General features: G+C 74.8%; 8 protein-coding genes and 1 pseudogene. 6 read left to right on the top strand and 3 right to left on the bottom strand.

Translation table 11 applies throughout. The features are described 5' to 3' along the window. A pseudogene (locus AB0F11_RS35675) lies at positions 1-238 on the top strand (sensor histidine kinase); the annotation flags it as partial. Next, positions 190-834, top strand: coding sequence for a response regulator transcription factor (locus tag AB0F11_RS35670; protein ID WP_362183231.1), 645 nt, complete (start codon positions 190-192; stop codon positions 832-834). The pseudogene AB0F11_RS35675 and the gene AB0F11_RS35670, both read left to right, overlap by 49 nt. Positions 835-892: 58 nt before the next feature. On the opposite strand, the gene AB0F11_RS35665 is transcribed toward AB0F11_RS35670, so the two are convergent. Further along, entirely contained in the window at positions 893-1,198 is a 306-nt protein-coding gene (locus AB0F11_RS35665; RefSeq protein WP_362183228.1) for a putative quinol monooxygenase, read from the bottom strand. Between the two features lie 1,528 nt (positions 1,199-2,726). Between AB0F11_RS35665 and AB0F11_RS35660 the strand changes: the two genes are divergently transcribed. Then, complete coding sequence (locus tag AB0F11_RS35660) at positions 2,727-3,068, top strand: hypothetical protein (RefSeq protein WP_362183225.1); 342 nt, start codon at positions 2,727-2,729, stop codon at positions 3,066-3,068. A 16-nt stretch (positions 3,069-3,084) separates the two neighbouring features. Here AB0F11_RS35660 and AB0F11_RS35655 read toward each other — a convergent pair whose 3' ends face one another. Then, the gene (locus AB0F11_RS35655) at positions 3,085-3,333 is read right to left on the bottom strand and encodes a hypothetical protein (protein WP_362183222.1); all 249 of its coding nucleotides are present in this window, start codon (positions 3,331-3,333) and stop codon (positions 3,085-3,087) included. A gap of 122 nt (positions 3,334-3,455) precedes the next feature. Here AB0F11_RS35655 and AB0F11_RS35650 point away from each other — a divergent pair, with 122 nt between their 5' ends. Further along, positions 3,456-4,085: a GNAT family protein gene (locus AB0F11_RS35650; RefSeq protein ID WP_362183219.1), complete on the top strand. Its 630-nt coding sequence runs from the start codon at positions 3,456-3,458 to the stop codon at positions 4,083-4,085. A gap of 69 nt (positions 4,086-4,154) precedes the next feature. On the opposite strand, the gene AB0F11_RS35645 is transcribed toward AB0F11_RS35650, so the two are convergent. Then, positions 4,155-6,728: an MDR family MFS transporter gene (locus tag AB0F11_RS35645; RefSeq protein ID WP_362183216.1), complete on the bottom strand. Its 2,574-nt coding sequence runs from the start codon at positions 6,726-6,728 to the stop codon at positions 4,155-4,157. 126 nt (positions 6,729-6,854) lie between these two features. Here AB0F11_RS35645 and AB0F11_RS35640 point away from each other — a divergent pair, with 126 nt between their 5' ends. Further along, complete coding sequence (locus AB0F11_RS35640; RefSeq protein WP_362183213.1) at positions 6,855-10,358, top strand: NB-ARC domain-containing protein; 3,504 nt, start codon at positions 6,855-6,857, stop codon at positions 10,356-10,358. Between the two features lie 82 nt (positions 10,359-10,440). Continuing rightward, a partial coding sequence (locus tag AB0F11_RS35635) for a HEAT repeat domain-containing protein (RefSeq protein ID WP_362183210.1) occupies positions 10,441-12,497 on the top strand: 2,057 nt, incomplete at its 3' end.

The following is a 12,497-nucleotide window of genomic DNA, read 5'->3' as shown; positions in this document are numbered from 1 at the left end:
GGTCCGCATCCGCCTGGCGCACGCGGACGGCACCCTGCGCGCCACCGTCACCGACGACGGCCACGGCGGGGCCGACGCCTCCCGCGGCAGCGGACTGCGCGGCGTCCGGCGCCGGTTGGGTACCTTCGACGGAACCCTTGTCCTGCACAGCCCGCCCGGCGGGCCGACCACCGCGACCCTGGAGATACCGTGCGCGTCGTCCTCGCCGAAGACCTCTTCCTCCTGCGCGACGGGCTGACGCGCACCCTGGAGGACCACGGGTTCCAGGTGGTCGCGGCGGTCGACAACGGCCCGTCGCTGCTGCGCGCCCTGCGCGAGGACGCCCCGGACGTCGCCGTCGTCGACATCCGCCTGCCGCCGACGTTCACGGACGAGGGCCTGCGCGCGGCCCTGGAGGCCCGCAGGGACCGCCCGTCGCTGCCCGTCCTCGTGCTGTCCCAGTACGTCGACCAGCTCTACGCGCACGAGCTGCTGGCCGGAGGCCGGGGCGCCATCGGCTACCTCCTCAAGGACCGGGTCACGCACACCGCGCAGTTCGTCGACGCGGTCCGCACCGTCGCCGCGGGCGGCACGGTCATGGACCCCCAGGTCATCGCCAGGCTCCTGGCCCGCAGCGACGCCCGCGGCACCACCGCGGCCCTGACGCCGCGCGAGCTGGACGTGCTGCGGCTGATGGCGGAGGGGCGGTCCAACGCCGCCGTCGGCCAGTCCCTGCACATCAGCGAGAGCGCCGTCGCCAAACACACCGCGGCCATCTTCGCGAAGCTGCGGATCGAACCGTCCGCCGACGACAACCGGCGCGTGCTGGCGGTCCTGGCGTACCTCAAGCGGTAGGGGACCCGGGACCGCAACCGCGCGACGGCTTGGCAGGGCCTCCCGGCGCCGTGGCGGTTCAGGCCACGGGGTCGGCCGCCAGCTCGATCACCTCTGCGGGTCCCGCTCGGAACGTCGGACTGACGGCATCGGCTTCGATCATGTGCGGAGTGACGTCATGGGCGGCGAGCGCCGCCCTCGACGCCCACCGCTCGATGAGCACGAAGCGGTCGGGGTCGCCGCTCACCCGGTGCAGGTCGTACTGCAGGCATCCCTCTTCGGCGCGCACGAGGGGCGCGAGCCGCTCGAAGGCATCGATCTGCTGCTGGCCGTGACCGGGGAGGGTGGTGATCAGTATGTGGAGGCGTACGGGTTGAGATGGCATGCGTCAGAGCCTAGATCGGCAGTCACGGCAGCGGAAAGGTTTTTCCGATTGCCGGCGGCAGTGCTGCACCTCGGAACGGGCCGCCTCCGACGGAAGCGCCGTACGCCATGGAACCGTCGCGACCCGACGCCCCGCGCACGGCCGGCGCGCCCTGGCCCGATGGCTGCCCTCACGGCGTCGCGGATGACGGTTCGGGGGCCGCCGGGACAGGTCGCTCGCGGCCACGCGGTGGAACAGGTACGAAGCCGGTAGGACGCCCGCACCACCAGCAGCCCGCCCCACAACTCGGGGAAGGCCGGGGTTGAAGGCGGAGCCGAACACCGCCTCCATGCCTATGACCGGCCCCATCGCCGTGGCCGGCAATCGCGCGGAGGCGAGGTTCCGGAACCAGGTCGCGCACCACGAGCCGAGCACCAGGCCGGGAACGGCCACAGCGTGCCGCCGTCCGCGACCGGCGACGCCCCACCGCCGGTCACCGCGCATGGCAGCAGCAGCAGCAGCAACAGCGAGCCGAGGCAGGCGCCGATGCCGCTGCAAACGGTCCAGGCGGAGCCGCCCACAGCCGGCCGGGCGCGCTCCAGCGACCTGCGGTTGACGATGACGAAGTAGACCAGTCGGCGGAGGCGAGGAACCCGAGCACCGCCCCGAACGCCAGGTCGCGTCCACCGTCGGAGCACGCGTCGGCACCAAGTTCGTCGTCGCTAACGAGGCGGTGGAAGCGCTCGCGCCAGGGCAGCGGAAGGCGAGGCCGCGCGGCAGGAGTGGCAGGCGCCGGCGATGCCTCCCGCGAGAACCTCCCACCGCCAGCCGCTCCGGCTGCCCGTGTGCCGCGCCCCGGGAGTTGCGCTTCGCGCGCGTTTGGGTCGATCGCCGGATTCACTGCAAGTACTCAAGACCAGGCCCCCGCTCGCATAGAATCCCTGCTCAAGGAGCCTGCTCCCCGCACGCGCGGGGATGACCCCCACGTTTCGCTGTTTCCGGGGCACTGGTCCGTCTGCTCCCCGCACGCGCAGGGATGTCCCCCTGACGGCGAGTTGCTCCATGACGCCTTGCTTCCGCGCGCCCGCGGCATGACCCCCTGATCATCGTCCGCGGCACCGAGCAGCAGCACTGCTCCCGCACGCGCGGGGATGCCCCCTCGATGTCGTGCATGGGCTGCGTGATGAACTTCTGCTCCCCGCACCCGCGGGGATGACCTCGTGCACTACGCCGTGAAGCGCCTTGACGACCGCTGCTCCCGCACCCGCGGGATGGCCCCTGGTGGACGAGTCGCTTGGCGGGATGCCGGGTAGGGGCCTCGCCCGCCGGGATGACCGCAGCCGCTCTGGTCGGGTGTGGCGCCCGGCCGTAGGACTCGTGCCGTTCGTCGGCGACGCAGGGTGGGGCGGGGTGCCGTGAGGTGGGGATGGCAGGGGTTTTAGGGTGGGCGGGGGCTGACGTGGGTGCAGGGGGGTGTCCCTTGGGGATCCGGCTCAGGCATACCGGGCCCAGACCTGGATACGTTTACGTTTCTCTTCGGGAGTTACCCATGGCGCGTTCGCTCGACGGTCTCGTGTTTGTGCCGGTTGCCGATCAGGCGCCGGGGCAGGTCGGCCGGCAGACCCGGTTCGAGTACCACCAGCAGGACGACCGGATCTGGGCCGAGTACGCCGGCGGGGACGTGGCCCGGGGGTACCTCGTCGGCACCCGCGCAGGCGACGCCATCGACTTCCGCTACGTCCAGCTCCGCCTCGACGGCACCACCGCATCCGGGCACTGCACCTCGCTCGTCACCGAGCTCCCCGACGGCCGCCTCCGCTTGGAGGAGACGTGGACCTGGGAGTCCCAGGCGGGCAGCGGCACGAGCGTGGTCGAGCAGCCGCCCGCCTGAGCAGCCCGGAGGCCCGTCAGAACGTGCGCTCGGTGAACCGAGTCGCCTGGCTGGACGGGTTGGTCAGGTCGACGGTGGTGCCGGAGAGGCGTCCGTCCGGTCCGCGCACCCCGGTGTACCGCCCCACGGGCCCGTGCGACCAGCCGATGGTGAAGTAGATGTTCTGGCCGTCGACGGAGCCGTCCTGCAGGGTGCCGACCGTGTTTCCGGAGGAGACGGTGCCGTAGAGGCGGCCGGCGGCGTCCTGCGTCAGGTCCACCTTCACGGTGGCGTGAGCCTGCGCCTTTGAGCCGCGGATTCACCTGAACGGGGCAGCGGGAGCTGCATTCCCCTGCCATGGCAGGCTGTGCACCGGACTTCGTACTACCGATCGGGGGAAGGGGCGAAATGGGCTTCGCGCTCGAAGGACCGCTGCTGGAAGGGACGCTGGTACGTCTGGAGCCGCTGGACCACCGCCACGCGGCCGGGCTGGCCGCCGCGGCGGAGGAGGAGCGCAGCTCCTACGGCTACACCTGGGTGCCGAGGGCGGCCGAGATCGAGGACTACATCGACGGGCAGCTCGCCCGCGCAGCCGCCGGCACGGTGGCCCCGTACGCCCAGGTCGACCGGGCGACGGGTCGGGTGGTCGGGGCCACGGGCTACCTGGATGCGCGGCCCTGGCCCACCGGGGAAGGCCTGTGCGCCGTCGAGGTCGGCTACACCTGGCTCGCCGCGTCGGCCCAGGGCACCGGCGTGAACACCGAGGCCCATTACCTTCTCATCCGTAACGCGAAAGAGAACTGGGGCGTGGCGCGCCTCGACCTGAAGACGGACGCCCGCAACGAGCGCTCGCGGGCCGCCATGGAACGCCTCGGGGCGCGCTTCGAGGGCGTGCTCCGCAACTGGGCGCGGTCGTGGGCGCCGGGCGAGGACGGCCGGCTCCGGGACTCGGCGATCTTCTCCGTGACGGCGGAGGAATGGCCGGATTGCCGGGCGGGCTTGGAACGCCGCCTCGCACGGGCCCTCGCCCGCCCGTGACGTCCCGGAGGGACGCCCGCCCTCCGCCAGGAGCGCCTCGCGCGCAGTGCGGAGGCCGCGCCGAGACCGTCAGCCTGCTGTCGGCGCCGGCGGAACGGCGTCCTCGCGGGATCGGCCCGTCACCAGCAGCCAGACGGCCAGGGCGGCGAGCAGCATGCTGCCGGCGCCCCACCAGAGCATGTCGTCGTACGCCTTCAGCAGCGCCAGGCTCACCGAAGGCGGCAGGCCGGCGTACTGCAACCGGTTCGCGACAAGGCTGCCGACCAGCGCCGCCCCGAGTGCTCCGCCGATGTGCTGGACCGCGGTGACGCCGGCCGCGGCGCCGCCGGACCACTGAGGGTCGGGCGCGGCCGTCGCGAGGGCGAAGAGAGGGGTGAAGGCCAGGCCGGTGCCCAGCCCGGTGAGCAGCATGCCGGGCAGGACGAGGGTCATGTACGACCCGCCAACGGACTCGAGGCCGCTCAGGGCCACCAGCCCCACGGCCGTCACCACCAGGCCCGTCACGATCAGGACCTGGGGCGCGATCCGCGGCAGCAGTCGGGCGGAGATCTGGGTGGAGCCGATCACGACCGCCGCGACCAGAGGCAGGAACAGCATGCCGGTTATGCCCGGCGCGTAGCCGCGGACGTTCTGCACGTACAAGGGCAGGACGGTGAAGGGGATCAGCAGCCCCACGCCGAACAGCAGCAGCGCGAGCAGGCAGCCGAGGCGGTTGCGGTCCGCGAAGACGGACGGCGGGAGGAGGGGACGGGAGGACCGGGTCTGCCACCACAGGAAGCCCACGATCAGCAGGACGCCCGGTCCGAGCAGGACGAGGTACCCGAGCACGCTCCAGCCGCCCTCGGAGACCCTGTTCAGGCCGTACAGGAGGGCAGCGGGTCCGAGCATCCCGAGCAGCAGGCCGGGGACGTCGGGCCGGACGCCGGCGCTTGCCGAGGCAGCAGGGCGGTCGTGCGGCAGCGCGACCACTGCGCCGATCAGGGCGATCACGGCGAGCGGGACACCGGTGAACAGGGACATCCGCCAGCTCGCCGCCTCCAGGAGCCAGCCGCCCGTGATCAAGCCGACGGCCGAACCCCCGCCGGCGATCGCGGCGTACACCCCGAAGGCCTTGCTGCGCTCCTTCGGGTCGGTGAAGCCGGAGGCCACGAGCGACAGCGCGGCCGTGGTCACCAGCGCTCCGAAGGCGCCCTGCAGACCGCGCGCTCCGATCAGCACGCCGGGTACGGTGGCCGCGCCGCCGAGCACGGACGCGAGCGCGTACCCGACCAGGCCGATGACGAGGATGCGTTTGCGCCCGACCAGGTCCGCCAGGTGCCCGCCGAGCAGCAGCGCGGCGCCGAAGGCGAGCGCGTGGGCGGTGAACAGCGCGCCCAGGGGGCCGGCGGCCAGACCCAGGTCGGCGTGGACCGACGGAGCCGCCCAGCTGAAGTTCGCCGTGCCCATCAGCACCGTCAACTGGGCCAGGGCAACGGCCGCGAGCCCCTTCCAACGCCTGGAGTGCGGTTGCGGGGACCAGGCGCGCGGCGGCGGCCCGAACCCCTGCCCCGGGCCGGAGTGCGCCGGTGCGGTCGGGGCGTACGCGGGCGGCGGCGGCACAGGCTGGGACGGCAACGGCAACGGCAACGGCAACGGCGACCGCGACTGCGACGGCGACCGCGGCTGCGACGGCAGCGCGGGCTCGGAGGAGCGGTCGGACCCCCCGTCCGCATCACCCCCGCCCGCCCCCGCGCTTCCGCCCCCCGCCGGCACATAGTCCAGCAACCGGGCCGCATGCCGCCCCAGTTGCGCCAGCACGCTCCCCGGCAGCCACTCCCCGGCCTCGTCCCCCGCGGTCCGCTCGGCCACCTCCCGCGGCGTGGGCCGCGCGCCCGGGTCCTTGTGCAGGCAGGCGCCGACGAGGTCGACGAGCGCATCCGGCACCCCGTTCAGGTCCGCCTCCTCCTCCGCGACCCGGAAGAGGTGGGCGTTCAGCCCGGTGTCCGGGGCGCCGAACAGCAGGCGCCCGGTGGACGCGTACACGAGGACCGCACCCAGGCAGAAGACGTCGCTGGCAGGCGTGAGCGGCAGGCCCCGGACCTGTTCCGGCGACATGAAGCCGGGGGAGCCGATCAGCATGCCGGTGCGGGTGTGCAGGCTGTCGCCGGCCAGGCTGTCCATCGCGCGGGCGATGCCGAAGTCGATGACGCGGGGCCCGTCGACCGTCACGAGCACGTTGGACGGCTTGAGGTCCCGGTGGATCAGGCCGGCCCCGTGCACGGCCTCCAGGGCGAGGGCGAGCCGGTTGGCGAGGGTGCGGACCGAGTACTCGGGCAGCGGGCCGAAGTCCTCGGCGACCACGCCGTGCAGGTCCGGACCCGGAATGTACTGGGTCGCCACCCAGGGCACGGCGGCCTCGGGATCCGCGTCGAGCACGGCCGCCGTCCAACTCCCGCCCACCCGCCGCGCGGCAGCCACTTCCCGGGCGAAACGCCGGCGGAACTCCGGATTCCCGGCGTGGTCGGCCTGTACGACCTTCACGGCCACGGTACGCCCGGCCTCGGAACGCCCGAGGTACACCAGGCCCATGCCGCCCGCGCCCAGCCGGGCGATCAGGCGGTACGGGCCGATGCGGCGCGGGTCTTCGGCGATCAGCTGCTCCACGGCAGCAAGGTAGTCCAACTCTGCGCGCCGGCAGGGCCGGTTGGCCGATCCCTTGGTCACGATCTGCCGGCCGAACCCCTGCCCCGGCTCCCCCCAGCCCCGCTATCGTCGGGGCGGGGGTGGCGCATGCGTCGTGGAGTGCTCAAGGGCGTGTCGCTCGCCGGCGTCGTCGCCGCGGTCGCCGTACTCGCCTCACTGGCCGCCAACGCCGCCACGGCGCAGGAGCGTTGGCCCGGAGTTCTGGACCGGGTCCGGCAGCAGCCGTGGTGGTGGGTCGGCGGTCTCGGGGCCGTGGCCGTCCTGGCCGCGTCCGTGGCGGCCTGGCGGCAGGAACGCCCCTCGGCGGGGGCCGCGGACCCGCCGCCACCGCCCGCCCCGCCGGTCCCGGAATGGGTGGTCGACCGTACGGAAGGGGACCGGGCGGTCGCCGCCGTGTGCAGCAGGCGCCGCCGCGGAGCCGTGGCGATCACCACCTCGCTGGAGGGCGCGGGCGGCTTCGGCAAGACCACCCTGGCCAAGGCGGTGTGCGCCCACCCCCGCGTCCGCAGGCGCTTCCGCGGGCGGATCTACGTGGTCACCCTCGGGCGGGACCTGCGCGGACGGGCCGCCGTGGCCGCGAAGGTGGCCCAGGTGACCCAGTACATCACCGGGGACACCAGGACCTTCGACGACCCGCACCTGGCCGGCGCGCACCTGGGCCGGCTGCTCGACCAGCGGCCCCGCACCCTGCTCGTCCTGGACGACGTGTGGGAGGAGGAGCAGCTCGCACCCTTCCTCCAGGGAGGCGGGCGCTGCGTACGGCTGGTGACCACCCGGATCCCGGCCCTGCTGCCGCCCGGTGCCGCACGGGTCCGGGTGGACGAGATGTCCCCGGCGCAGGCGCGGGCGGTGCTGGCCTGGGGGCTGCCGCCGCTGCCGGAGGACCTCGTACGGGCTCTGCTGCGGGCCACCGGCCGGTGGGCGCTGCTGCTGCGCCTGACCAACCGGCTGATCGCCGGCCAGGTCGCGACCGGGGCCGATCCCGCCGCCGTCGCCCGGGAGGCCCTGGACCGCCTGCGGGTGCACGGGCCGGCCGCGGGGGAGGGGCGGGGGCCCGTCGACGCCTTGGACCTCGACGATCCGGGGCGCCGGGCCCGGGCCGTACGGGCCACCGTGGAGGCCGCGACCAGCCTGCTGCCCGCGGGCGGCGCCGCGCGGCTGGCCGAACTCGGCGTGTTCGTCGAGGACGAGTCGATCCCCGTCCCGCTCGTCGCCCGGCTGTGGGCGGCCACGGGCGGGCTGTCCGAGTCCGAGGCCCGCGCCCTGTGCGCCGTACTGGACCGCCTCTCCCTCGTGTCGCTGAGCCCCCAGGACGGCGGCCGGGCCGCCCTGCACGACGTCCTGCGCGACTACCTGCGCGGTGAGCTGGGCGGGGCGGAACTGCAGCGGCTGCACGGGATCCTCGCCGACACGGTGGGGGACGAGCCCTGGACGCTGACCGACGGCTACCTGCTGGACCACCTGATCGAGCACCTGCTCGCCGCCAGCCGCCCCCGGCAGGCGCAGACGGTCGTGGAGGACATCCGCTGGGTGGAGACCCGCCTGCACCAGCGCGGGCCGTCGGCACCCTGGCAGGACGTCCGCCGCATCCCGACCGCAACGGCCGCCGCCCTGGCCCTGGAGCTCAACCGCATCGCCCACCTGCTGGGCCCGATCGAGCCCGCCCCCGCCCTGACCGCCACGCTGTACAGCCGGCTCCAGCACGAGTCCCACTGGGGGGCCCAGATCCGCTACCGCCGCCACGAACCGGCGCTGCGGCCGCTGCTGAGCAACCGCTGGGACCTGCCGGACCTGCCCGACGGCCGACTGCTGCGCACTCTGACCGGTCACACGGCCCGGATCAGGGCGATCGCCGTCGCCCCGAGCGGGGACCGGCTCGCCACCGCCGACGCGGACGGCACGGTCCGCCTGTGGGACGTGGAATCCGGCCGGTGCCTGAGGGTCTTCGAGACCGGCGCCCGGGTGGTGAACGCGGTCGCGCTCTCGCGGGACGGCCGATGGCTGGCCGTGGGCGGCGCCGGTCCCCGCCTGACGGTGTGGAACACGGCCACCGGTGCGCGCGCCGCCGAACCCGCGGGCCACCGGCTGGCGGTGAACGGCATGGGGTTCGCCCCGGCCGGCTCCTGGCTGGCCACGGGCAGCGGGGACGGCACCGTACGGCTGTGGGAGCCGGGCACCTGGCGGTGCACGCGCGTCCTGGACGCCGACGGACCGGTCTACGCGATGCAGGTCGGCGAGGGCGGCGGCGGGCCCGGCGAGGCCGGTGGGGGCGGGGAGAGCGGTGCGGGTGGCGCGGGTGGTGCATGGCTGGCCACCGCCGACAGCACCACCCTCCGGCTCTGGTCCACGGACACGTGGACCCTCACGGACTCGATGGGCATCCGCCACACGACCAAGCCCGTCTTCGCCGTCCTTCCGGGCGCAGACACGGCCGTGACCGGCAACGTCGTGCGCGTCGACGCGTTGCGGTTCGGGCAGCGCGCGTGGAACCGTACGCTCGCGACCGACCTGGTGGGGCTCCAGGCCCTGGCCGTCGCCCCGGACAGCCGGTGGCTGGCCGCCGCGGACCGGAACGGGGTCCAGCTGCGCGACCTCGTGAACGGGACGCTCATCGCCCACCTGCGCACCCGCAACACCTCCGCCCGCACCGTGGCCTTCGGCCCGGACAGCTCCTGGCTCGCCACGGGGGCCGAGGACGGCGCCGTACAACTGTGGGCCGTCCGGGGTAGCTTCGCCTCCGGGGCCGCCACCCACTCAGAACCCCAGTCCGCCGTGGCCTTCGCCCCGCACGGCAGCTGGCTGGCCACGGGCACGGGGCGCGGCGCCGTACACGTCTGGGGCCGGGCGACGGGCCGGCGGACCACCGAGCTGTCCTACGACGTCGCCTCCACGGTGCGCGCCGTGGCCGTTGCCGCCGACGGCTCCCGGCTCGCGGCCGTGCGGGAGAACGGGCCGGTACGGGTGTGGGACACGGGCCGGTGGACCCACACCGACCTGCCCGGCACCGCGTACGGGGCCGCGTTCGCCCCGGACGGGAGCTGGCTGGCGGCGGCCCTCGCGAGCGGCGACGTCGTCCTCTGGGGCTCCGGGGCGTGGCAGCGCCGCACGCTGACCGGGAACGGCGCCGGGCTCCGCGCGGTCGCGGTCACCCCGGACGGGTCGCGGCTCGCCACCGGCGATGCGAACGGCACCGTACGGATCTGGTCCACCGCCACGTGGACCGCCGGACCGGACCTCGCCGGACACCGCGGCGCCGTACGGTCCCTGGCGGGCTCTCCGGACGGCAGCCGCATCGCCTCGGCGGGCCAGGACGGCACGCTGCGGATCTGGGACACGGCGACGGGGGCCTGCCTGCACACCCTGACCGGGCACGACGGGCCGGTCAACGCGGTGGCGGCCTCCCCGGACGGGGTCTGGCTGGCCACCGCCGGCGAGGACGGGACCGTACGCCTGTGGGACGCCCGCACCAGCTGCCCCGCCACCGCCCTGCGCACGGAAGCCCCCCTGCGCTCCTGCGCCTGGAGCCCCGAGGGCACGGACCTGGCCGCCGCCGGGCTCGGCGGCCTCTACCTCTTCCAACTCCACACCTGACGGGCCGTCGGGCCGGTGGTGACGATGGTGATGCCGCCACTGACGGCATGCGATGTCGTACCCGCCTGACACGATGACGGGCATGGAACCCGCACATGCGCCCGACGGCCTCGACGGCCTCGACGGCCGCCCCTGGACCGACCTCTCCCATGCCTACGGCAGCGCCGAGGACCTGCCCGAGCTGCTGCGGACCGTGGCCGGGGCCGACGAGGGCGCGGCGCAGGACGCCCTGTCGACGCTGCACGAGAGCGTGCTGCACCAGGGAACCGTCTACTCCGCCTCCGCGGAGGTCGTCCCGTTCCTGGCGAGGCTCGCAGCCGCCGGCCACCACACGGCCGACGTCCTGATCCTGCTCGGCGGCATGGCCGAGAGCGAGGACGAGCACGACATGGCCCCGGAGGCGGTCCGGGCGGCCGCGGCCGGGCAACTCCCGCTGCTCCTGCCCCTGCTCGACGACCCCGACCCGGCGGTCCGGCAGGCCGCCGCCTGGACGGTGTCCCACACCCGGGCCACGGAAACCGCATTGCCCCTCCTCCTCACGCGCTGGGAACGGGAGTGCGCGGCCCCGGTGCGCGCAGAGCTCCTGTCCGGCATCTCCCGCCTCGACCGGCAGACGGCCGCGGCCCTCGCCGCGACAGCCCTGGAGTCGGCCGCTCCGGCCGAGCTGCGGCTCGCCGCCGTCTTCGCCTGCCTGGATGCGGAGGTCCCCTGGACCGAGGCCCACGGCAAGGCGATGCTCTCCCTCCTCCCGGCCGACGAGCTGATGACCGGCAGGCTCGACCTCGAACGCAAGGAGCCCCTGACGGCGGTCGTGGAAATCCTGCTCGACCGCGGCACCGCTGCGGACCGGGAAGCCGCGTTCGCCCTCGTGGACGCCGCCCTGGTGGACGCCCGACCCGAGCTGCGCTCCGAGGCCCTGTGGGCGGCCGACCGGGCCTGCACGCTGTCGCGCAGCGCACCGCAGCGCCTGTTGCCCGCCCTCCTCTCCACGGCGGTGGACGAGGGCTCCGTGGTCGCCGTGACCTCACTCCTGGGTCGTCTGGGCCCGGCAGCCTCCGGGGCCGCGTCCCTCCTGACCCCGCTCGCGGGCCGCAACCCCGGCGAGCAGGACGACGACTCGGACCGGGCCTTGGCCGCGCTCGTGCTGGTGGCCCCGGAGCAGGCCGCCCCGCTCCTGGCCCGCGCACTCGCCCACCGGCCGCGCGCCCTGGACGCCGCCGCGGGGCTTCGCGTACCGGCCGACGCGCCGTTCCCGTACCACGAGGACCTTCTGGACGCCGTCCGCCACCGCCTGGCCCGCCCCGAGACCTTGGAGGGCAATGAACCGGGGCAGCTGACCCGCCTGTCGGCCGGATGGGGCACGCGAGCCGCAGCAGCCCTGCCAGACCTCTACGCGGCCCTCCCGCACCACCCCGGCCACGCCGCTTCCGCCATCGCCGCCATCGCCGCCGACTGCACCCCTGCCGAGCGCGCCCGGGCGGCCGAAGCCCTCCGCGCCACCGCGGAGAACGGCTCCCTCGGGGCGGCCGAGGCCCTGTACGACCTCACCGGGGAGGACGCCCCGCTCCTGCACCGCCTCGCGCAAACCCTGACCGGCAGTTCCCCCGAACGCGCCCACGCCGCGGCAACGGCGGGCGCATTGGGACCGCGCGCCCGATCCCTCGCCCCGGCGCTGCGCGCGGCCCTGACAGGCCCGGCCGGCGGCACCACCACCCCGGCCCTGGACACCGACACCGCGCTCGCAGCGGCGCTGTGGCGGATCACCCAGGACACCGACACGGTGCTTCCCGCCCTGGAGTCGGTCTTCGCCCGGGCGGAACAGAATCCCTGGTCCCAGTGGTCCGCCGCCCGAGCAGCCCGGGCCACGGCACTCCTGGGCCCGGCCGGAAGGCCGCTGACACCCCGTCTGCAGCCCCTCCTCGACCGCCCGGCCGCGGCGGCGGCGGCAGTGACCGCCCTGGCAGCGGTGGCGGACCCCACCAGCCTGGACTTCGCGGCCCTCGCCGCAGCGGCCTTGACCGCAGCAGAAACCGACGCCGACCCGATGGGCGCCCTGGAGGCCATCGAAGCCCTGAACCCCGACACCCTCCCGCCCGCCCACACCCAACGCCTGATTTCCCTCGCCGAATCCGACGCACG

The sequence above is a fragment of the Streptomyces sp. NPDC032472 genome (genome assembly GCF_040636955.1).
Classification (GTDB): Bacteria; Actinomycetota; Actinomycetes; order Streptomycetales; family Streptomycetaceae; genus Streptomyces.
This window is presented reverse-complemented; position numbering and strand designations above follow the sequence as displayed.